This window comes from Pseudomonas sp. LBUM1653 (assembly GCF_059716115.1).
Genome location: NZ_CP166803.1, coordinates 4316626 through 4338571 on the forward strand (window position 1 = coordinate 4316626; position 21946 = coordinate 4338571).

General features: G+C 61.7%; 22 protein-coding genes. 11 read left to right on the forward strand and 11 right to left on the reverse strand.

What is annotated here, in order from left to right; translation table 11 throughout:
• The first annotated feature begins 135 nt into the window (after positions 1–135).
• From ACA054_RS19220 to ACA054_RS19230, 3 genes are read left to right on the forward strand one after another with little or no spacing between them, the layout of a single operon-like run.
• The gene (locus tag ACA054_RS19220) at positions 136–1449 is read left to right on the forward strand and encodes an amino acid permease (protein ID WP_497685669.1); all 1314 of its coding nucleotides are present in this window, start codon (positions 136–138) and stop codon (positions 1447–1449) included.
• The gene (locus tag ACA054_RS19225; RefSeq protein ID WP_497685670.1) at positions 1442–2722 is read left to right on the forward strand and encodes an aspartate aminotransferase family protein; all 1281 of its coding nucleotides are present in this window, start codon (positions 1442–1444) and stop codon (positions 2720–2722) included. Before ACA054_RS19220 ends, ACA054_RS19225 begins: the two co-directional genes overlap by 8 nt.
• Before the next feature lie 10 nt (positions 2723–2732).
• Positions 2733–3746: a phosphotransferase enzyme family protein gene (locus tag ACA054_RS19230; protein ID WP_497685671.1), complete on the forward strand. Its 1014-nt coding sequence runs from the start codon at positions 2733–2735 to the stop codon at positions 3744–3746.
• A 158-nt stretch (positions 3747–3904) separates the two neighbouring features.
• Here the strand turns inward: ACA054_RS19230 and hpaC are convergent, their stop codons facing one another.
• Positions 3905–4417 (reverse strand): 4-hydroxyphenylacetate 3-monooxygenase, reductase component, encoded by a 513-nt coding sequence (gene hpaC, locus ACA054_RS19235; RefSeq protein ID WP_497685672.1) that lies wholly within the window; start codon positions 4415–4417, stop codon positions 3905–3907.
• A gap of 260 nt (positions 4418–4677) precedes the next feature.
• Between hpaC and ACA054_RS19240 the strand changes: the two genes are divergently transcribed.
• Entirely contained in the window at positions 4678–5307 is a 630-nt protein-coding gene (locus tag ACA054_RS19240; RefSeq protein ID WP_497685673.1) for a response regulator transcription factor, read from the forward strand.
• 132 nt (positions 5308–5439) lie between these two features.
• Here ACA054_RS19240 and feaR read toward each other — a convergent pair whose 3' ends face one another.
• From feaR to ACA054_RS19285, 9 genes are all read right to left on the reverse strand, one after another.
• On the reverse strand, positions 5440–6360 hold the full coding sequence (feaR, locus tag ACA054_RS19245) for a transcriptional regulator FeaR (protein ID WP_497685674.1): 921 nt from the start codon (positions 6358–6360) through the stop codon (positions 5440–5442).
• 154 nt (positions 6361–6514) lie between these two features.
• Complete coding sequence (locus ACA054_RS19250) at positions 6515–7465, reverse strand: PDR/VanB family oxidoreductase (protein WP_497685675.1); 951 nt, start codon at positions 7463–7465, stop codon at positions 6515–6517.
• A gap of 151 nt (positions 7466–7616) precedes the next feature.
• Positions 7617–8357 carry an SDR family NAD(P)-dependent oxidoreductase gene (locus tag ACA054_RS19255; RefSeq protein ID WP_497685676.1) on the reverse strand — a complete coding sequence of 247 codons (741 nt, stop codon included), beginning with the start codon at positions 8355–8357 and terminating at the stop codon, positions 7617–7619.
• A 10-nt stretch (positions 8358–8367) separates the two neighbouring features.
• Positions 8368–8868, reverse strand: a complete 501-nt coding sequence (locus tag ACA054_RS19260; protein WP_497685677.1) for an aromatic-ring-hydroxylating dioxygenase subunit beta — start codon at positions 8866–8868, stop codon at positions 8368–8370.
• The gene (locus ACA054_RS19265; RefSeq protein ID WP_497685678.1) at positions 8865–10148 is read right to left on the reverse strand and encodes an aromatic ring-hydroxylating oxygenase subunit alpha; all 1284 of its coding nucleotides are present in this window, start codon (positions 10146–10148) and stop codon (positions 8865–8867) included. Before ACA054_RS19265 ends, ACA054_RS19260 begins: the two co-directional genes overlap by 4 nt.
• Before the next feature lie 22 nt (positions 10149–10170).
• Positions 10171–11292, reverse strand: coding sequence for an amidase (locus ACA054_RS19270; protein WP_497685679.1), 1122 nt, complete (start codon positions 11290–11292; stop codon positions 10171–10173).
• Complete coding sequence (locus ACA054_RS19275) at positions 11289–11774, reverse strand: nuclear transport factor 2 family protein (protein ID WP_497685680.1); 486 nt, start codon at positions 11772–11774, stop codon at positions 11289–11291. The genes ACA054_RS19270 and ACA054_RS19275 overlap by 4 nt, the downstream gene beginning before the upstream one ends.
• Before the next feature lie 3 nt (positions 11775–11777).
• Positions 11778–12149: a hypothetical protein gene (locus ACA054_RS19280; protein ID WP_272605850.1), complete on the reverse strand. Its 372-nt coding sequence runs from the start codon at positions 12147–12149 to the stop codon at positions 11778–11780.
• 26 nt (positions 12150–12175) lie between these two features.
• Complete coding sequence (locus ACA054_RS19285; protein WP_497685681.1) at positions 12176–13339, reverse strand: acyl-CoA dehydrogenase family protein; 1164 nt, start codon at positions 13337–13339, stop codon at positions 12176–12178.
• A gap of 356 nt (positions 13340–13695) precedes the next feature.
• On the opposite strand from ACA054_RS19285, the gene ACA054_RS19290 reads away from it, so the two are divergent.
• The 7 genes from ACA054_RS19290 to ACA054_RS19320 all read left to right on the forward strand — a co-directional run bounded on the left by ACA054_RS19290 (position 13696) and on the right by ACA054_RS19320 (position 20737).
• Positions 13696–15177, forward strand: a complete 1482-nt coding sequence (locus ACA054_RS19290; RefSeq protein ID WP_497685682.1) for a sensor histidine kinase — start codon at positions 13696–13698, stop codon at positions 15175–15177.
• Positions 15178–15473: 296 nt separating this feature from the next.
• Positions 15474–16625 (forward strand): amine dehydrogenase large subunit, encoded by a 1152-nt coding sequence (locus tag ACA054_RS19295; RefSeq protein WP_497685683.1) that lies wholly within the window; start codon positions 15474–15476, stop codon positions 16623–16625.
• A gap of 13 nt (positions 16626–16638) precedes the next feature.
• Positions 16639–17178, forward strand: a complete 540-nt coding sequence (locus ACA054_RS19300) for a MauE/DoxX family redox-associated membrane protein (RefSeq protein WP_497685684.1) — start codon at positions 16639–16641, stop codon at positions 17176–17178.
• A 5-nt stretch (positions 17179–17183) separates the two neighbouring features.
• Entirely contained in the window at positions 17184–17810 is a 627-nt protein-coding gene (gene mauD / locus ACA054_RS19305) for a methylamine dehydrogenase accessory protein MauD (protein ID WP_497685685.1), read from the forward strand.
• Between the two features lie 18 nt (positions 17811–17828).
• The gene (locus tag ACA054_RS19310) at positions 17829–18350 is read left to right on the forward strand and encodes a methylamine dehydrogenase light chain (RefSeq protein ID WP_008062110.1); all 522 of its coding nucleotides are present in this window, start codon (positions 17829–17831) and stop codon (positions 18348–18350) included.
• Positions 18351–18505: 155 nt separating this feature from the next.
• A complete protein-coding gene (locus tag ACA054_RS19315; protein WP_497685686.1) occupies positions 18506–19027 on the forward strand; it encodes a cytochrome C in 522 nt (173 codons plus the stop codon).
• 285 nt (positions 19028–19312) lie between these two features.
• Positions 19313–20737 (forward strand): undecaprenyl-phosphate glucose phosphotransferase, encoded by a 1425-nt coding sequence (locus tag ACA054_RS19320; protein ID WP_497685687.1) that lies wholly within the window; start codon positions 19313–19315, stop codon positions 20735–20737.
• A gap of 87 nt (positions 20738–20824) precedes the next feature.
• Here the strand turns inward: ACA054_RS19320 and ACA054_RS19325 are convergent, their stop codons facing one another.
• On the reverse strand, positions 20825–21937 hold the full coding sequence (locus ACA054_RS19325; RefSeq protein ID WP_497685688.1) for a glycosyltransferase 61 family protein: 1113 nt from the start codon (positions 21935–21937) through the stop codon (positions 20825–20827).
• Positions 21938–21946 lie beyond the last annotated feature (9 nt).

Below are 21946 nucleotides of genomic sequence, written 5' to 3' on the forward strand. Positions count from 1 at the left end.
CACAACCAACCACATGGCATGCACGCAAACATGCCGCGCCAGACCCCACGCGTAGTATCGAAGCGCAAAGCAACGTTCACCCCCTCCATTTCTCACTTAAACAATAAATCGACCTTCGGGTCGCGGGAGATTTCTGTGCTCAAGAAAAGTGCGTTGGGCTGGCCTAAGATCGCCGGCCTTGGAATTGCGTTGGTGGTGGCCGGGCAGTTTTCCGGCTGGAACTTTGGCCTGGCGGCCGGTGGTTGGCTGAACATGCTGATCGCCACCTTGTTGATGGCGCTGCTGTGCGGTGGGCTGGCGTTGTGCGTGGCGGAACTGTCCACCGCGTTGCCCAGCGCGGGCGGTGTGTTCGTGTATGCGCAAAGTGCGTTCGGGCCGTTCGTGGGTTACCTCGTCGGGGTGGCTTGTGCGTTGGCCTTGACCATCGGCACCGGAGCGGCGGCGACGTTCATTTGTGCGTACACCGAGTCAATTTTCGGTCTTGGCGGCTGGCCGGTGAAGATCGCCTTGTTCGCGGTGATCATTGGCATTCACCTGCGCGGCGTGGGTGAAGCAATGGGTCTGACGTTCATTGCCGGCGTGATTGCGGTCGTGGCCCTGCTGACCTTCGGTGTGGCCATGGTGCCGTATGTGGAGTTGAGCAACCTGCTGGCATTGCCGGCTAACGTCACGGCACCGGTCAGTCTCGGTGGCATCTTCGCCTGTGTGCCGTTCGCGATCTGGCTGTTCATCACCGTCGAGCAAACAGGTTCGGCGGCGGAAGAAGCCGACAACCCAGGCCGCACCATGCCACGCGGCATTCTCGCGGCCATCGGTACTTTGCTGGTGACAGCATTGGTCGTACTGGTTTGCGCCCCCGGTGCCGGTGGTGTCGAACTGGTCGGCAGCGCCGGTGACCCGCTGTACGCGGCGATGTCCAGCAACAGCGCTTTCGGCGACGGTTCCTGGCTGGCCAAGGTGATTGGCTGCGGTGCGGTGTTCGGCCTGATCGCTACCTTCTTCTCGTTGATCTACGCCGCTTCCCGGCAGTTGTTCGCCATGGCCCGGGACGGCCTGTTCCCGCAGTGGCTGGGCAAGACCGGCAAACGCGGTACACCGTACCCCGCGCTGTTGCTGATCGGCGCCATCGGCCTGCCGCTGTCCGAAGTCGACCCGGCCACCGTGATGCTCGCCGTGGTACTGCTGCTCAACGTCTGCTACCTGTTCATTTTCGGCGCGTACCTGCGCATCAAGAGCAGCCAACCGGACCTGCCACGCCCGTTCACCCTGGCCGGCGGCAAAGTCATTGCCTGGCTGGGCCTGGCGCTGACGCTGGTGGTCATCGCTGCCTGCTTCCAACTCGACATGCTGATGCTGATCGCCCTTGCGGTGACCTTCGCCTTGTGCATTTTCAACTTCCTGCTGCGCGCCCGTCGCATCCCTGTCATTGAGGTTCCAGACCATGCCTGAACAGACCCTTTTGCAGCGCCGTCACCGCGTGCTCGGTAGCGCCTCGCCGCTGTTCTACGACACCCCCCTGCACCTGGTGCGCGGCGAAGGCGTCTGGTTGTTCGACGTCGAGGGTCGGCGATATCTCGACGTCTACAACAACGTGCCCTGCGTCGGTCACTGCAACCCCCATGTGACCGAGGCCATGCACCGCCAGGCCACCACGCTGAACATCCACACCCGCTACCTCGATGAGCAGGTGGTGCGTTATGCCGAACGCTTGACCGCGACCTTCGGCCAGCCGCTGGACACCGCTATGTTCACCTGCACCGGCACAGAGGCCAACGAACTGGCGCTGCGCCTGGCACGCTACGCCAGTGGCGGCACCGGCATCATCGTCAGCGATTACAACTACCATGGTAATTCCGCGTCGCTGGCGCAGGTCACCACCGCCCTGCCCTCACCGGAACCCTTCGCCGCCCATGCTCGTGCCGTACCGATTCCTTGTCTGTACCGGGCGCCGGCAGGCACCAGCGAGGCGCAACTGGCCGAGCAGTACGCAGCCAACATCGCGGCCGCCATCGCCTCGATGCAGGCCCAGGGCATTCGCCCCGCCGCGCTGCTGATCGACACCTTGTTCGCCAATGAAGGCTTACCACGGGTGCCGGCCAGTTTCGTGGCCAAGGCCGCCGAGTTGATCCGCACCGCCGGTGGCTTGTTCATCGCCGATGAAGTGCAATCGGGTTTCGGCCGTACCGGCGATCACCTCTGGGGTCATCAGGCCCATGGCGTCGTGCCCGACATCGTGACCCTCGGCAAACCCATGGGTAACGGCTACCCGCTGGCCGGGCTGATCACCCACAAGGCGCTGGTCGAGTCATTCGGCCGCAACGCCATGTACTTCAACACCTTCGGTGGCTCGCCCGTAGCGGCGGCGGTCGGCATGGCGGTGCTGGATGAGATCGAGGACCGGCAATTGCTGCGCAACGCGCAAAGCGTCGGCGCTTATGTGCAGCAGCGTTTGCAGGTACTGGCAGGCAAGCACTCGATCATCGGCGATGTGCGCGGCAAGGGCCTGTTCTTCGCCATGGAGCTGGTGCGTGATCACGCCAGCAAGGAACCGGCCGGGCTGGAGGCGCGCAAGGTGGTCAACGACATGCGCGAGAACGGCGTGCTGATCAGCAAGATCGGCGCCGGCGACAACATTCTCAAGTTGCGCCCGCCGCTGGTGTTCAGCCGCGATCACGCCGACTTGTTCGTCGACACCCTGGACCACGCCCTGAGCGCAATTTGAGGCCTCTGCCATGACAGAATTCCACACCCTGAGCCACGATCAGCAAGTCGCCCGGTTGCACGACCTGGCGCGCCGCGCCCTGCAACACTGGGACGGTGACTTCGGCGACATCGAACTGGTCAAATACCGCGAGAACGCGGTGTTCTCTGCCCGCCGCCATGACGGCCAGCGCGTGGCCCTGCGTATCCATCGCAATGGCTATCACTGCGAAGCGGCGCTGCGTTCCGAATTGCAATGGATGGAAGCACTGGAAAACGCCGGAATCACCGTGCCGCAGATCATTCGCGCTCAGGACCAGCGCCATTTGATCGAGGTCAGCCATGCCGATATCGGCGAACGCCATGTCGACATGCTCGCCTGGTTGCCGGGCGCCACCGCCGGCTCCTCAGAGACCGGGGTGCAGGCCGATACCGAAATCGATTTCCTGTTTGCCGAGGCCGGCGCGATTGCGGCGCGCATTCATCTGCATGCGACGGATTGGCAGCAGCCGGACGAGTTTGTCCGCCATGCCTGGGATGAAGAAGGCTTGATCGGGGCGAATCCGTTCTGGGGGCGTTTCTGGGAGCTGCAACAGCTGAGCGATGAGCAACGGGACCTGCTGCAACAGGTCCGGAGTGCAGCGCGCAAGGACCTGCGCCAATACGGCCGCCATCTGGGCAACTTCGGCATGATCCACGCCGACCTCGTCCCGGAAAACCTGCTGATCGAAGGTCCGCGCCTGCGCTTGATCGACTTCGACGACGCCGGGTTTGGCTGGCACATGTTTGAACTGGCTACCGCGCTGTATTTCTGCCTGGACGATCCGCGTTATGAGCAGATCAAAGCGGCGCTGCTGGACGGTTACCACAGGGTCAAGCCGTTGACCGAGGCGGATCGCAAGACGCTGGCGTTGTTCCTGATGCTGCGCGGCACCACGTACCTTGGCTGGATTCACACCCGCCAGGGCACGCCGACGGCGATTGAAATGGCGCCGATGTTAATAGAGCGGGCTTGCAGGTTGGCGCGGGAATATCTCCAACAGTAACAGCCCGCTCAACAACCACCGCCCCCCCACTGATCGTTCCCACGCTCTGCGTGGGAATGCCTCAACGGACGCTCTGCGTTCGGCTCTGGATTGGGACGCAGAGCGTCCCGGGCTGCATTCCCACGCGGAGCGTGGGAACGATCAAAGAACGCGGTCTATCAGCAATGCGCGCCCGCATGCTCCAACCGATGAAACAACCGGTTGAAATACACCAGGCTATCGCGCGGTTCCCGCACGCCAACCTTGTCCAGCTCCACGAACATCACCGAGTGTGAGCCCACTTCCTTGCACTCGCTGATGCGCCCTTCCAGTTGCACCAGGGCATCGCGCAGCACCGGCACGGCGGCGGCGCCGTCGTCCCACAGGTCCCAGGCAAAACGTTCGGCCATCGGCACCTGGGTCATGCCGGCGAAGTGGCGGGCCAGTTCCTCCTGTTCGCCACACAGCACGTTGACGCACAGGCGGCCGTTGCTGCGGAACACGTCGTGGGTGGCGCTGTTGCGGTTGACGCACACCAGTACCGTGGGCGGTGAGTCGGTCACCGAGCACACGGCGCTGGCGGTGATGCCGCAGCGCCCGCCCGGGCCATTGGTGGTGATGATGTTCACCGCAGCAGGCAGCTGCGCCATGGCGTTGCGAAAGTCGATTTGCTGCTGGCTCAGGTCGGCCATGTCGATGCCCCTTCCTTCAGGAGGACCGCGAAGATAGCGGCCCGTAGGTGATGGAACAAGACTAAGGCTGCGGGCACGGCGCAACCATTCTGACGATCCCCATGACGATGTTGGGTTTCCGCTAGTCGACTAGGTGGTTTCTTTATCGCAAGGGCCGGCGACAGTGGGTATTCTGCTTACAGGCTGAAAAAACACCAGCCGATGCGTGCCGCGCGTTCGCGTGCGAAAACAATAATTAGAAATTTTCGTGGCAGCCCCTGATGGAAACCCGCAAACCGATTGTTTACATCGTTGACGACGACAAAGACTTGCGCACCTCGCTGGCCTGGCTGCTGGAGTCGGTCAGCGTGCAGGCGCAGTGCTTCGCCGGCGCCGAAGAGTTCCTCAGCCAGTACGACCCCGGGCAGCCCGCCTGCCTGGTGCTGGATGTGCGCATGCCGGAAACCAGCGGTTTCCAGTTGCAGGAGATCCTCAACCAGCGCGGCAGCACCTTGCCGACCATTTTCGTCTCGGCCCATGGCGACATTCCGATGTCGGTCGCGGCGATGAAGAACGGCGCCCTGGACTTCGTCGAGAAGCCCTACAACCCGCAGCAGATGATCGACCGTATCCAGGCGGCGCTCAAGACCGCCGTGCACGCCCAGGCCGATCAGCAGCAGCGTCAGAACCTGCAGGGAAAACTGGCGCTGCTGACCAGCCGCGAGCGTGAAGTGTTGATGCTGGTGATCGATGGCAAGGCCAGCAAAGTGATCGCCCGGGAGCTGAACATCAGCGTGAAGACCGTTGACGTGCACCGCACCAAGATCAAGGAAAAGATGGGCGTGACCAGCATTGCCATGCTGGTGCGCGAGGTGCTGCATTTGCCGGTGGATGAGCCGGCGCGGCACTGATCAATCTGTATTCGCCGTCAGGCCGCCTTCGCGGGCAAGCCCGCTCCCACAGGATCACCGTCGAACACAAATTCTGAGTTCACTGAGATCACTGTGGGAGCGGGCTTGCCCGCGATGAACGATGACGCGGTGTCAGTGCTGGCTATATCGCTTGCGATAAGCGCCCGGCGACACACCAAAACGCGATTTGAACGCCGACGAGAAGTAGCTGGAATCGGAAAAACCCCAGGCGTAACACAACGCCGAAAGCTTCTGTTCGATATCGGCACGGCGCAGGTTTTCCGCGCAGAAATCCAGGCGCCGGTGCTTGATGTATTGCGCCACCACCAGGCCGCGCTTGGAGAACATCCGGTACAGGCCGCGAACGGAAATGCCCACTTCACGGGCGATCAGTTCGGGACACAGGTCTTCGTCGCTGAGGTGCGCGTCGATGAAGGCGATGATCTTGCGGAACTGCCGCTCATGGGGATCGGCAGCGCTGTCACGGGCGCTGATCCCCGGCAGCAACAGGCTGGCCAGGGCGTCGAGCACCGCTTCGCTTTCCTGCATGTCCAGCCCTTCCTGCTGACGAGTCTCCAGCACCAACTTGTTGGCCATCGCCGCCAGAGGGCTGCTGGCCCCGATGCGCGTGGCGCAGTTGACGGCATTGAAGTGTGAACCACGCTCCACCACCTGACGCGGCAGAATCAGTGACAACTGGCGCGAGTCATCGTTGTAGGTCATGTCGCTCGGGCGGCTGGCGTCGATCAGGGCGATGTCGCCACAGCCCAGTTGCGCGCGGTTGTCGCCTTGTTCCAGGTGCGAGCTGCCGCGCATCTGGAACACCGCATAATAGTGGCCGTCGCTGCTGGTGCTGACGTCCTTGCTGGTGCGATACAGATGCACGTGCGCCATGTCGACCACACTGAGGTTGATCGCGCCGCTGCGAAATTCCGTCAGCTGGCCGTAGAAGTCGGTGTCCAGCGCCCGGGCGTCAAAACGCCCGCAGGCCTGGTTCACCTGGCTCAACCAACTTTCGAACGCCTCATTGCGCACCGTCGATGCTGTAATCATGTCCGCAAAGCCTCACGTTTTTTTGTTGTTATTTCTCGACCGCTTCGCCGAGCGGTTCGGTAAAAATGTTTCGTTTTCCAGCCATTTCCTTCATGGGCGGCCGCCGGGCGCCCATTCAAAAGGCTCCGGCGCACGCTTTCCAGCGTCCTTTAAGTCAAATGTCCAATACCAGACGAGCGGAAAGTGCCCGTGAAACGCAGGCGCAAATCTGCTTGTTGGAGGCCTTTTCCTTGTTGGAAAGGCAATTGTCGCGGTGCTCCGGCAAGCCGTCCAGCACCTCGACGATGCAGGTGCCGCAGATGCCTTCGCGGCACTCGGTGTCGATGTCGCAACCGTGGGCCTGCAACACATCCACCAGGCTGGTGTCGGCCGGCACTTGCAGGACCACGCCGGAACTGGCCAGCTGCACCTCGAAACTGCCGGCCGGGGCGCTATTGGCCGCCGGATCCGCAGCGAAGTGTTCAAGGTGGATGGCCTCATCGGCGCGACTGCGCGCAGCCACTTCCACCACTTTGTTCATGAACGGTGCCGGGCCGCAGGTGTAGACGTGGGCCGCCGGATTGGCGCGATCCAGGCATGCGCTCAATTCACCGTCCAGATCGCCCGGTTCGACGCCGTAGTGGAACTCCACGTGATCGGCGAAATTCGTCGCCAGCAGTTCGGTAAACGCGGCGTACTGCGCTGAACGGGCGAAGTAGTGCAGGCGATACGGCTGGCCGCTTTCCGCCAGTCGATAGGCCATGCTCAGCAGTGGCGTCACGCCGATGCCGGCGGCGAACAGCACATGTTCGCGGGCACCGGGGTCGAGGCGGAACAGGTTGCGCGGCGCGCCCATTTCCAGTTCCATGCCCTCTTCTACTTGCTCATGCAGGGCCTGCGAGCCACCGCGCGACTGTGGCTCTTTCTTCACCGCCACCAGATAGGCGCGGCGATCCTGCGGCGGGCTGCACAGCGAGTACTGGCGGGTCACCCCGGTCGGCCCGGTCAGGTCGACGTGGGCACCCGGTTCATAGGTGTCGAGCGGCTGGCCGTCACTGCGCACGAGGCGAAAGGAACGGATATCCAGCGCTTCGTCGACGATCCTTTCGATTTTCACCTTCATCATGGCATCACCTGAATACTTGTTTTTGTTTAACGGTACGGCTTGGGTTACCCCCTGTAGGAGCTGCCGAAGGCTGCGATCTTTTGATTTTGTTTTTAAAATCAAGATCAAAAGATCGCAGCCTGCGGCAGCTCCTACAGTGGTTGTTTCGGGTTTAGCGCATGAACAAGCCGCCGTTGATGTCCCAGCACGCGCCGGTTACCGACGTTGCGTTGTCGGCAATCAACAACAGCACGCTGTCGGCGATGAACGCCGGGTCGCCGAGGGTGCCGGCCGGGATCATTTTCAGGATCTGTTCCAGGCGCTCCGGGGCCACGGATTCGCGCACCACCGGCAAGTCCAGCGGACCTGGCGAGACGCTGTTGACCGTCACCCCTTGCGGCGCCAGTTCACGGGCAAAGACTTTGGTCAGCGTCGCCACGCCGCCCTTGGCCGCGGCGTAATGCGCGCCGGTGGCGGTGCCGCCGTTCTGCCCGGCCAGGGACGCGATGTTGACGATGCGGCCAAAGCCACGCTCGGCGAAGTGCGCGCCGAACACCTGGCAGGCGACGAAGGTGCCGCGCAGGTTGATCGCCATCGACTCGTCGAACTCTTCTGGCGTGATGTCCATCAGCGGCGCGACTTTCGACACCCCGGCGTTGTTCACCAGGATGTCGCAGCCGCCCCAGTGCTCGACCAGTAAATCGCGGGCACGCTGGAAGTCCGCCTTGCTGCGCACATCCAGCTCAATGGCGACAGCGCTGGCACCGCTGGCATCCAGCTCGGCAGCCAGTTGCTGCACGCCATCGAGGCGCACATCCGCCAGGGCGACGCGATAACCCGCCCCGTGCAGACGGCGGGCAATGCACTCGCCCAGTCCGCGAGAGGCACCCGTTACAAGGGCTACTCGACTCATGATGTTGCCCTCACAGAAGGAAGCCGAGTGCGCTCAGGCTGTCGGTGGAGTTGATCAGACGCACCACTTTGCGCTCCAGGGTCGGCACGCCATCGGTGAAACGGATGCGGTGGTTCAGGTCGGCCACGAACGGCGTGTGCACGCCGCGTTTGTAGGCGTACAGCAACTGCGCCGAGTTGACTTCGACGATGTCGCCGGCCGCTTCCACCAGACGGAAACGCGAGACCGTGCGGATGGTTTTCGCCGCGTCCACCGCCGACGGCGAGTAACCGGCGGTCAGGCGTTCGATGCGCAGGTCACGCATGCGTGCGTCGTCGTAGGCGTAGTTGAGGGTGGCTTCGAAGTCCTCGGTGTCCGGATCGATCGGCACGATGTACAGGCCGCTTGCGCTCCACAAGGTCGCCCATTCGGCGTAGTTCTTGTGGTCGAGCAGTTCGGCTTCGCGCCAGATGAATTCGATGGCCTGGGCCAAGGGGCCGGAAAAACCGTTCAGGGTGTCTTGAATGCTCATTGGCTCATCATCCTTTTCCACATGTCGTAGGCTCCGCGCATGCCGCCCTCGTCGGTGGCGTGGGAGACCTTGTCGCCGTTTTCAGCGGTGATTTCGCGGTTCAGGCCGCGGTTGACCAGGATTGGCGCATCGACGCCGGCGTACGAGCCGCGCTGCACGCGGTCCCAGGCCTCGGCATCGTCGGGGCTGCCGAAACCGAACGGGCCCTGGAAGTGTTCGTGAATACGCATGCGTTCGCGGTTGGCGATTTCCGGGCCGCCGTCCATGCCGAGGGCGACGTGGCGGATCTCGGTTTCGGTGACCGACACCGGGCGCAGCACGCGGAAGAACGACATCGACATCGCCACGTTAGGGAACAGGTTCAGGTTGAAACCGGCGCCGTGCAGCGAGCGCACGACGCGACGGACCTGATCCGCGGGCATGGTTTTCGACAGCTCTTCAGTGACGTGGGCAAAGCGTTCCTGCAACTGCTCGGTGCCGTCATCGTGATCGAGATCAACATGCTCCGGCACCATCACCATCACGCTGTGGCCGTTGCCCAGGGAGTGAGTGACGGCTTGTTCGTCGGTCATGAACGAGAGCATTTCCGAAGTTTCTTCATCCACCGACGACATGAACGACTTGTGCACGATCGGGAAGTGATAACCGTCGGTGGTGTTTTCCAGCTGGATCTTCCAGTTGCCTTTGAAGCTGAACTTGTGTTCGCCCTGGGTCTTGATCGGGTAACCGGCGCCCTGCTTCATGAACAGGTCCATCCAGTGTCTGGCGCCGCCGAGGAAGTCTTCCAGCGGCTCGATCTCGTCGTTGTAGCTGGCGAAGACCATGCCGGCATAACTTTCCACGCGCAGGCTGGTGAGCGGCAGTTCGGATTTTTCCAGGATGCCTTCATAGCCATCCGGATACGGTAGCGCGCGCAGCTTACCGTCCAGGCCATAGGACCAGCTGTGGTACGGGCAGGTGAAACCGGTGGCGTTGCCCTTGTGCTTCTCGCACACAGTCGCACCACGGTGGCGGCAGCGGTTTTCCAGCACGTTGATGTTGTTCTTCTTGTCGCGAACAACGATCACCGGGCGACGGCCAATGGTGGCGGTCTTGAAGTCACCGCTGTTGCGCACTTCGCTTTCGTGGGCGACCCACACCCAGGTGCGGTAGAAAATCTTCTCAAGCTCGGCTTCGAACAGCGCTGGGTCGTTGTACAGCGAGACGTCGACGCGGTCGTGCTGGACCAGGTCTTCGGGGCTTTTCGACGTTGCGATCAGCCGGTATTCATGAGTGCTCATGCGGTTCTCCTCATGGCTTTTTTTATGATTGAGTTGAGGCTTGCAGCTGCGCACCAAAGGCGCAGACCAGTTCGTCCTGGCCTTTACGGCCGACGATTTGCAGGCCGACTTTCAGCCCGCCGCAATCGAGTTCCACGGGTACCGTCAGCGCCGGATGGCCGCTGAGGTTGAACGGACGCACCAGCGGGGTCATGCCGGCCACGGCCTTGCTGCCGCTACGCGCTTCGCTCAGGGTCGGTGGCAGGCTCGGCATGGTCGGCAGCAACAGCACCGCGAACTCTTCGAGCGCCGCGTCAACCTGTTGGGTGAAACGGCTGCGCACGGCTTCCGCCTGAGCCAGCTCATCGCGAGTGGTGCGACTAGCCGCCAGCAGGCGCTGTTCGACATCGGCGCCGATCAGGCCTTTGCCGGTCAGGTGACCGAAGGCGGCCCAGTTTTCGAAATTGATCACGGTCAGGCCGGCGGCGAACGCGGCTTCGAATTCGCTCAAGTGCAGGTGACTGCGGCGCCAGCCGGCACGGTCAGCGGCAGCACCGAGGCTGGCTTGCAGATGCGCGTCACAGGCCACGTCGAGGAAGCCGACTTTGACGCCATCACTTGGCAAGCCCTGAGCCTCAAAGCCTGGGCAAATCACCTGCATGGCGGCGATCAGGTCGTCCATGGTCTTGGCGAATGGCCCGACGCAGTCGAGGCTGGAAGCCAGCGGATGCGCGCCAACGCGACTGACACGGCCGTAGGTCGGCTTGAGCCCGGCGATGCCGCAGCAGGCCGCCGGGACCCGCACCGAACCACCGGTGTCGGTACCGATGGCGATGTCCGCCAAACCGGCGGCTACGGCTGAAGCCGAACCGCTGGAGGAACCGCCCGGCACCCGATCAGGTGCTTGAGGATTGACTGGCGTACCGGTCCAGTCGTTGATGCCGGTGACGCCAAACGCCAGTTCGTGCAGGTTGGTCTTGCCGACGATCTGCCAGCCAGCGGTGAGAATCGCGTCCACCACTTCGGCGTTTTTTGTGGCCGGCGGTGCATCGCTAAAAGCACGGCTGCCCGAGCGGGTCGGATAACCGGCGATGTCGATGGAATCCTTGATGGCAACACGTTTGCCGTTGCCGCCCAGGAGAAATTCGCTGATGAAAGTACTCATGCGCTCAGCTCCTTTTTGTACAAGTCAGTGCTGAACAGCCGTTGCGTGCGGAAATGTGCGATCAGCCAGACACCGTCGACACAGCGGAAATCGATGTTCAGGCGGGTACCGAACAGTTCGCTGCGCTGATCTGCGTAGGTGGAAATCTGCTGCATGATCCACTGCCCCTGCGCCGTGTTGCCATCGACCACGATCGACTCGCTGGTGAGGTAATGCAGGTTCAACTGGAAGTGATCCGACGGCGGCAGGTAACCGCCGACAAATGCCGCCACGGCCTCGCGTCCACGATGCTGGCCGAAGGTCTGCGCGGTCTCGCGACCAACGCCTTCCCAGATCGCGTCGACGCAGAACAGCGCGGCCAGCTCGCTGACCTGGGTCGGCGCCCTGGGCACATCGCAAAGTTCCATGTAGCGCGCCATCAAGCGACGCACCGCGCTTTCCCCTTCGAGCGTCGCCAGACGCTGCAGCAAGGCCTCGTTCATGACTTACACCTTGGCCGCGTCAGGGATGGTCAGCGGGCGACCGATGCGCGCTTCGACCTTGGCGTAGCGCCACAGGCTGTATTCGTTCACCGGCGTGGTGCGGAACAGGTTGCAGGCGTCGATCACCGACTGGTGGCAGTCGACGTCGGCCATGATGTACACGGTCCAGGGCGAGGTAGTGGACGGGCCGACCATCAGGCGGTCGTCATCCATCGCGCCGAGCACGGTGATGCCGGGCATCGCGCCTAGATCTCCCATCATCCGGCTGAAGCCTTTCCACACGCTCAGGCCTTCGCCGGTGGGCAGGTCGAAAAAGTTCTGGGTGATGCCGATGCAGAAGACGACGCGCAATGGTTCTTGAGTAGCTTGGGTCATGAGTATTGATCCTTGAAATAGAGGTTTCAGATGTAACCCGGGAACGGCGGTACGCCGAGGAACACCGAGCCGGCGCCGTCATACAACCCTTCGCTGAGGAAGGCGTGCTGGGTCACCACCATCGAGTCGCGCAGGTAGCGTTGCAGCGGATGGCGCAGGTAAATGGCGGTGGTACCGGCCAGGCTGTAGGCGCTTTGCACCACCTCGGCACCGGCCTGGGACACGTGAATGGCGGACAAACGCAACAGGCTGGTCTGTTCCGGGGTGACCGGATTGCCAGCGAGGATCGAGTTCCATACCGTTTCGGTGGCGTTGTAGAAGAAACCGCGTGCGGCACTGAGCTTGGCTTCGGCCTTGGCGATTTCGATGCGCACGTAAGCGCGGTCGGACAGTTTCGGCGCGCCGGTGATGCCACTGCCGCCAGCCATGCGGCTGATTTCATCGAGGGCAGCGCGGGCCAGGCCGAGATTGACCACCGCCAGCACTTGCGCGGCGTAGGCAATCGAGGGGTAACGGAACAGCGGTTCGTCGATGGTCGAGGCACCGCCACGGATGAAGGTCCAGCGCTCGTCGACGCGCTTGTCGGACACGCGCAGGTCATGGCTTCCAGTACCTTTGAGGCCAACCACGTCCCAGTTCTCGACGATCTCTACCTGCTCCGGACGGAACACGGCGGTGCGTGGCTTACCGCCCGCGGCACCAATGCCCACACCCAGCAAGTCAGCGCCCTTGCAGCCGCTGGCGAATTTCCAGGTGCCGTTGACCTGATAGCCGCCTTCTACCGCTTCGGCAGGCTGCAATGGAAACAGGCCGCCGGCGAACACCAGATCGGGGCTATCGGCGTAGATTTCGGCCAGGGTTTCCGGCGGCAATGCGGCGAGATAAACACCGGCACTGCCGAAGCTGGCAACCCAGCCAGCAGAGCCATCGGCTTCGGAGATGCGTTCAATCATTTGCAGAAACTTTGCTGGCGCCAGGGCATCGCCGCCGTAGCATTTCGGCGTGGCGGCACGGTAGATGCCCACCTGCTTGAAGCGCTCGATCATGTCCCGTGGCACGTGGGATACGCTGTCGAATTCGTTGCGACGTTGGCGCACTTCTTCCAGCACCTGCGCAAAGGCCGGGCTGTCGACGACATTCTCGTCAACACCGATCGGTGCGTCTTGTTGCGCGACCGCTGAACGCAGCATGGGCTTTCTCCGTTTTGCTTATTGTTAGATGGCGTGGCTAACGCCTCCTTTCCTCTGTAGGAGCGAGGCTTGCCCGCGAACCAGGCACCGCGGTCTCTCAGGTAGACCGCGTCATCGTTCTTCGCGGGCAAGCCTCGCTCCTACAGGGAATCGGGATCGGCGTGGTCACCCTTGCATTGGAGCCCAGTGTAAAAACCGCATCACGGCGCAACTATTGGTGCGTGTAGCCCCCGCACTAAAGAAAACCCCTAGGCCGCCCCCGGTTACCTCTGAGCGCATCCCCATGCGTGAGCGGGTATAAAACGCCATACTCCTGACTCCACCGGTCGGAACCCTCTGCCGCCAAGGGCTGTGCGATGTACTTGCCAAAACCGAACGACTTCCATGCGCTGATCGAAGCCATGCCGCTGTGCATCATTCTTCACGATGCGCACACCAAGGAAATTCTCTGGGCCAACGCTGCCGCCCTGGCGGCGCTGGGTTTTACCCTGGAGGAACTGACGCCGCTCAAAGCCCCGGACATGACCCGCGACGCACCGAAGTACCGGCGCTCGGTGGGTCTGCGCTGGCTGGAAGGTGCTGCGCGCACCGGTCAGCGCGCCATCGAGTGGTGCTATCGCTCCAAGCAAGGGGTGGAAATTCTTTCCGAGGCGGTTGCGACCCTGGTGCACCTGGAAGGTCGCGATGTGCTGATGGTGCAGTTCCGCGACATCTCCAAAGAGGACAAGGTCAAGCGCGACCTCAAGCGTTTCGAAAGCCGGCTCAAGGCTTTCATGCAGGATTTAGCCGAGGGCGTGGCGGTGCTCGGCCCCGAGGGCGATCTGCGTTTTATCAGCGACTCCGGCGCGCACTTGCTTGGCAGTGAAGTGCATCAGTTGATGGGCAAAAACTTCCTGGCCTGGTGCGACGACGCTTCGCGCCAGCGTTTGCTGCAGCAGTTCGCCCATGAGACGCCGGAACATGCGCCTTTCAACGTGCATTACCAAGTGCAGCGACGGGACGGCGAATGGCGCTGGCATGACGCAACGTGCCGCTACATAGAGATTGAGGATGACCTGGTCGGCCATCTGCTGCTGTTCCGCGACGTCACCGAGCAGGTGCTGGCCGAAGAGGCGCGGCGGGTCAGCGAGCAGAAACTCGAATACCTGGCGCGCTACAACGCCATGGGTGAAATGGCCGTGGCCATCGCCCATGAACTGAGCCAACCGCTGGCCGCCACCCGCAATTTCATCGAGGGCGCAGTGATTCGTTTGGGTAACGCAGCCGACGCCGACCAAGGCGTCGCCTGGGGCTTGCAGAGTGCCGTGCGGCAGATCGAGCACGCCTCGGTGATCATCAAGAGCGTGCGCGATTACGTGGTGAAACTGGAGCAAAGCGAAGAGCTGATCGACCTGAACGAGCTGCTGCGCGAAACCCGCTATTTCATCAGCCTGAGGGCCGATCCGAGCCTGGTACGCGTGGAAGTCGTGACCTCACCCGAGCCGCTGCGGGTGAGCTGCGAGAAGGTGTTGATCGGCCAGGTGATCCTCAACCTGGCTTTCAATGCGATTGAAGAAATGGCCGACCTGCCCATCGAACGCCGCTTGCTGCGCATTCATGCCCGCACCGACAACGGCATGGCGCTGGTGAGCATCGAGGACAGCGGCCGCGGCATCCAGGCCCAGGCGCAAGAGAAGCTGTTCGACGGCTTTTTCTCGTCCAAGGTCAGCGGCAACGGCATCGGCCTGGCGCTGTGCAAGAACATCATCGGCCGTCACCGGGGCGATATCTGGGCGCAAAACCTGGAGCCTTGTGGCGCGGTGTTCAGCTTTTCCCTTCCCCTCACCACTCCTACCTGATCCCCCCATCTGATCGTTCCCACGCTCTGCGTGGGAATGCAGCCCGGGACGCTCCGCGTCCCATCCAAAGCCGAACGCGGAGCGTCCGTTGAGGCATTCCCACGCAGAGCGTGGGAACGATCAGTCTCCCCCCGCAGTTTCGGGGCATGGCAGTGATTTCCCGACACTGGCACAGATACACACACACTTGGCAGGCAGGGCAATTCCCGCGTTTGCCGGGCGAGGCACTATTCGATGGTCAGAATCTGCCCACTCACCCGCGATCCGCGTTACCAACAATTCAGGAAGTTCCCCTTATGCGAACAAACAGGATCTCCGTACAGTCAGCGCTAGGCCTGAGCCTGCTTGTACTCGGTTTGAACAGTGCCCGTGCGGACCTGCCCGCCGACACCGGCATCGGCCAGACCACCTTGGCCTTCCCCGCCGAACCGCACCGGACGTTCGTCGTCGATGTCGAGTTCGAAAGCTTCGTCGCTGGGCGCATCACCGTGGTCGACCCCGACCAGAAACGCGTGCTCGGCATGGTCCCGACCGGCTTTGCCGCGCCTTCGGCCCTGAGCCATGACGGCAAGCTGATCTACAGCGCCGACATCTGGTATTCGCGCGGCACCCGCGGCACCCGCACCGACGTGCTGACCGCCTGGGACAGTTCGACCCTGTCGCCGGCCTGGGAAGTGCTGATCCCGAACAAGCGCGCCGAATCGCTGACTCAGCGCTACGCCCTGAAGACCAGCGGCGATGACCGTTTCGTCTACGTCTACAACTTCACCCCGTCGACCTCGGTGACCGTGGTCGATACCCAGACCAAAGCGGTCGCCACGGAAATCGCGATTCCCGGTTGCGTGCTCAACTACCCGGTCGGCAAGCGCCGTTTCGCCTCGCTGTGCGGCGACGGCAGCCTGCAGGTGGTGACCCTCAACGATCAGGGCCAGGAAACCGCGCGCAACCGCACGCCGTTCTTTGACCCGAACGCGGAAAAACTGGTGGAGCGCGCGGTCAACGTCGGCGATACCTACTACTTCACCACCACCACCGGCACCGTGCGCGCCGTGGACTTCTCCGGCGACACGCCGAAAATCCTGCCGAGCTGGTCGCTGACCACCGACGAGGAAAAGAAAGCCGGCTGGGCACCGGGTGGCTGGCAGCTGATGGCCGTCGCGCCGAAGCTGAACCGCCTGTATGTACTGATGCACGACGCCCACGAACCGATGAAATGGGAAGACCCGAGCACCCTGATCTGGGCCTTCGATCTGAAGACTGGCAAGAAAATCGGCACCCTTGAAGCACCCGTACCGGTGTGGAGCATGCAGGCCACCGGCGACGACAAACCGCTGTTGCTGGGTACCGACGTCGAGGGCGGCTTGCAGATTTTTGACCTCAAGACCAACCAGCACACCGGCAGCATGGCCAAGGTCGCAAAAACCGCGACCCAGGTCATGAGCTACTAAACGAGGCTCGGCCATGCAATCAGATCCGATCTTCATCATTGCCAGCGCCCTCGCCATTTCGGCATTGCTGGCCAGTGCCGCGACCCACAAGGTACGGGCGCCTGCGCGCTTCGCCAAACAGCTGGCGGATTATCAACTGCTGCCCGCTGCGCTGGTGCGTCCGAGCGCCCGCTTGATCCCGCTGCTGGAACTGGCCATCGCTTTCGCGCTGCTGGTCCCGGTGAGCCGCGGCTGGGCAGCCTTGAGTGCGGCCAGCCTGCTGGCGCTGTACGCCGCCGCCATCGGCATCAACCTGTGGCGCGGTCGTCGCGACATCGACTGCGGCTGTGCAGGTCCCGACCAGGCGCAACCCCTGCGCCCGGTCCTGCTGCTGCGCAACAGCGTGCTGGTGGCGCTGGCGTTGCTGGCCAGCGTGGCACCGGTTGTCCGCGACATGACTGTGTTCGATGGCTTCGTGACCCTGGCTTCGGCCGCTGTCGCGCTGCTCATCTACGCCGCGGCCGATGGCCTGCTGGCGAACTCCCCTCTTCTGCTCAAATTGATTGGTAGGTAATCAAAATGGAAGGCTTGATAGTTTCCAACGTTTTGCTCTGGGTATTGCTGGTGGCCGTGGCGTTTGTCGTCATGGGCCTGGTCCGTCAGATTGGCGTGTTGCACGGCCGTCTGGCTCCGGCTGGCGCGCTGATGGTCGACAAAGGTGTGTCGGTCAACGAAGCCGCACCGCAAATCACTGCCGCCGACCGCAAGGGTCGCCCGGTGAACTTCGGCTACGCCGGTGAGAAATCGCAACTGCTGTTCTTCCTCTCGCCGACCTGCCCGATCTGCAAATCGCTGCTACCGGCGATCAAATCCATCGCCAGGGAACAAGCCAATACCCTCGACGTGGTGTTCGTCAGCGACGGCGACATGGACGCCCAGCAAGCGCTGATCCGCGAACACAAGCTCGAAGACGCCACCTACGTGGTCGGCCCGGAAGTGGGCATGACCTACCAGATCGGCAAGCTGCCGTACGCCGCGCTGATCGACAAGTCCGGCACCCTGCGCGCCAAAGGCCTGGTCAACTCCCGCGAGCACCTGGACAGCCTGTTCGAAGTCGAGCACTTGAAGCACGCCACGCTGCAGCAGTACCTCAATGCTCAGCCCCACGATCACAATCATGACCACAGCCACGGCCAAAGCCACTGATAAGGCAGGGAGACCTTCATGAAACTGCTGGATCTGTTGTTCGAGCGCTCCTCGCGCCGTGTCGCCGACACTACTTCGCGCCGCAAACTGCTGGCACGCATGGGCTCGCTGATCGTGGCCGGTGCCGCCCTTCCCGTCCTGCTGCCGCTGGACCGTACCAGCAAGGCCCTGGCCGCCACTGACCCGAAGGCCGGTGACCCGGGTGATCCGAACAGCTGCGACTACTGGCGCTACTGTTCCATCGACGGTTTTCTGTGCAGCTGCTGCGGCGGTTCGGTGACGTCCTGCCCACCGGGCACCGAAGCCTCGCAAGTGACCTGGATCGGTACCTGCCGCAACCCGGCCGACGGCAAGGACTACATCATTTCGTACAACGACTGCTGCGGTAAGCAAAGCTGCGCCCAGTGCGCCTGCACCCGTAACGACAGTGAAGAACCGGCCTACCGCCCGTTCAACAACAACGATGTGAACTGGTGCCTGGCCGCCAAATCGCACATCTATCACTGCACCGTTTCGATCATCCGCGGCGTGGCGGTCTGACACGCACCACCGCCGGTTGCCCACGCAATCGGCATCGGTCACCTGTAGGAGCTGGCTTGCCAGCGAAGGCGGTCTAACATGCGACATTTTTGTCGACTGACCCGGCGCCATCGCTGGCAAGCCAGCTCCTACAGGTCCCCTCAAGGAGATATCTCATGCGCAAGCTGCTGATCCTCGGTCTCGTCTGCGCCATGACCACCCCGCTCGCCCATGCCCGGGCCATCCCGGACCCGACGCAGCGTCACGCGCCGGGCAACGAGGAACTGCAAAAGCCCATCGCCGAGGCCGGTTACAGCGTGGGCGTGAACTATCAGCTGCAATGCGCCGGTTGCCATCTGGGCAACGGCATGGGCTCGGCGGCCAATGACACGCCGAGAATGACCGGGTTTGTCGGTAACTTCCTGAAAGTCTCGGGCGGCCGTGAATTCCTGGTACGCGTGCCGGGCATGTCGCAATCGGCACTGAACAATGCGCAACTGGCTGACCTGCTCAACTGGCTGATGCGCGAGGACGGCATGGCCGGCAAAAGCAGGCCCGCCGATTACCAGCCCTACAGCGCCGACGAAGTGGCGGCACTGCGCGCCAAAACCATGCTCAACCTGCCTGGCACCCGTGCCGAACTGATCGACAAAATGCGCGCCCAAGGCATCGCCATCGAAGACGGCATGAGTCACTGACAACGCTGCTACCGATGGTCGTCCAGATACCCCAAAAGCAGGCCGGCCGGCGCCTGCTTCAATGCTGCAGACTAAACTTCGTCCATTACGTGAATGAATCCACAGTGCTGCTAAAGTGATAGCACGGGATACGCATTCTCCCCTGCTGTGTGAATTTCGGTGGAGGGTGGATTTCTCGACTATAAGTAGCTTGCCGTTGAGGCTAAAGCTCTGAAACGAGGGTGGTTTTGACCTGGATCGCGTTCTGGTTGGGGCGCGAGGGGGCAGCAAAAATGGGATCTGATCATGATTTTTGAGCCGAGCAGCAGCCGTTCCGTACTCCAGCGCAGAAGCAGTACCAGTATCTTTATCCAGGCAGGCCTCGATAGCCTCGCTGTCACCGGTGTCGCGTGGTACCTGATTGTTTATCACATCGGCTTCATCACGCAGGCTTATGTGATCATGGTCCTGCTATTGCTGGGGGCGCTGGCCGTCGTCTACGACCACTACGCCATTTATCGAAGCAATGTCGTGTTTGCCGTCAAGGCCTTCAAACTGTTCAAGGCATGGACCGCCGCTTTTTGTTTTCTCGTCGCCATGGCCTTTCTTACGAAACAAAGCGAACAGTACTCACGTTTGTTGGTCGGTGAGTTGTTCGTCATCGGTTATTTTGCCCAGCTGCTTTTGCACCTCGCGACACGTGAATTGCAAAAGAAATTCCTGGCTCACCCCACCCAACGGGACAACGCGCTGATCATCGGCTCGGGAGAGCTGGCGGACTTCCTGCACCAGAAAATCAGCAACAACCCCTGGCTGGGTGAACGGGTCGTCGGCTCGGTGTTGATCGGGGCGGCCGATGACCAGGGCAAGGATGGCTCGGAAAACCCCAACCGCCTGGCGATACTGGGTCATATTTCCGATCTTGACGACTTGGTCGTGCAGCATTCCATCCGCACCGTCTATTTCGTCACGCCACTGGATGGGTCGCAGGTGATCAAGGATGTGTATTTGAAGTTGTTCGACAAGCACATCTCGGTCAACTGGGTGCCGGACATCTTTTCCTTGCGCTTGATCAATCACAGCGTGCGCGAGATTGCCGGCATTCCCGTGCTGACCTTGTCCGAAACGCCACTGATGGGCATGCGCCTACTGCTCAAGAACCTTGAAGACCGCGTGCTGGCGTTTCTCCTTTTACTTTTTGCGGCGCCGGTGCTGGCCATCGTCGCCATTGCCATCAAGCTCGACAGCCCGGGGCCGGTGTTCTTTCGTCAGCAACGGATGGGGTGGAGTGGCGGACCTTTTCGCATCTGGAAGTTCAGGAGCATGGTCGTCCATCAGCCGGAAGAAGGTGTCGTCAAGCAAGCACAAAAGAATGATCCACGCATGACCCGGGTCGGCGCCTTCATTCGACGAACCAGCCTGGATGAACTGCCGCAGCTGTTCAACGTGTTGATGGGCGAAATGTCCCTGGTCGGACCTCGTCCCCATGCCATCCAGCACGATGCGCAGTATTCGCCCGACATCGCCGACTACTTTGCCCGCCACAACATCAAGCCAGGCATCACTGGCCTGGCTCAAGTGCGTGGCTATCGCGGTGAAACCAAAGATATCGAACAGATGATTCGACGGGTTGATTCGGACATCGAATACATCAACAACTGGTCGCTGTGGCTCGACTTCGTCATTCTTGCCCGAACGGTGACGGCCTTCTCCGGCAAGCATGCCTACTAGGTGCGTCTTGAGTGCATAAGTCGCCCGGTAGCGCTGTCAATCAGCGCTACCGGGTTACCAACGAGACAGCAAAAGCCTGGAGACGCGTTATGCCGGGAACAGATCGAGCGTGCGCTCGACCTCATCGGGGTCGATCCTGAAACCTTCGCCGTCCGGGGTACCCACCACAAAACCGAAGTTTTGCCGGTCGCGATCCGTCAGGTACTTGAAGAAGCAGACGAAACGATCAGGGGGTTGCAGGACCAGCAGTGAGCCGCCGGGCGCAAGGACATTGACGCCGTGTATGAGTTGACTGCCTTCGATGCCGATCACTGTCCTGGCCCCGGCACAGGCCGCGACGATAGTCGCTACATCGGATTTCGACGGGTCGATAATGCGAAAGCCCCGGCGCTCGCGCAGACGTTCAGCCAGTTCCAGCTCATTGCGCAACAAGCGCAACGCGCCCTTGTTGCCCCGCAGCACGAATACCCCAGGGTGAGAACTGACATTGACATGCGACAGCAGCTTTTCAGTCATTCCGCGAAAGCGCATGTGCTTGTGTCGGTTCTGACTGATGTCGTCAAAGATCACCAGTTCACGAAAAAACGCGTTGCGCAAACGCAGCGGATTCATGCCCAGCCAGTCTTCGTAGCCGGGGGCGTGAAGTATCCCGTGTCTGGGTGCGGAAATGGCGTTTTCAGCAAGCGCCGTGGTCACCGGAACGCCCTCCTCGCAGGCCATTGGATAGGTGATGCAATCATCCACCATCCACGAGCCAAACCACGTGTTGCCACCCACGGTGCAATACATCGCCCCGCGATCGATTTCGTTTTCTATGCGAATCTTCGGCAACCATCCGGCCCTCGGCGATAACCAGGATTTGGCATCACCTTTGTAAAGCGCGCCGTCGATCAGCCAGGCGTCCTTGAGCAGAAAAGCGCGAGTCGGGCCGTGCTGGACGGGACCGTTGCCCTCCATGGTGCGACGGGGATGCTCGAAGGGATAAAACTGCCATCCCGTGACACGCTCAAGCTGATTGGGCAGGTAAAAAGCAGGCGGAGCTATCGATACATCCGCCGGAGCCACTTCCCAGGTTTTCGCCGCGACACTTTGCAGGTTCAGCGGCGCTTTTCTGGCAAGTTTCTCTTTGAAAATGTGCTTATACGCAGCAAAACTCCATTTCGCCCCAGCGCCGCTCACCAACATATTCGATTGCGACATAAGGATTAC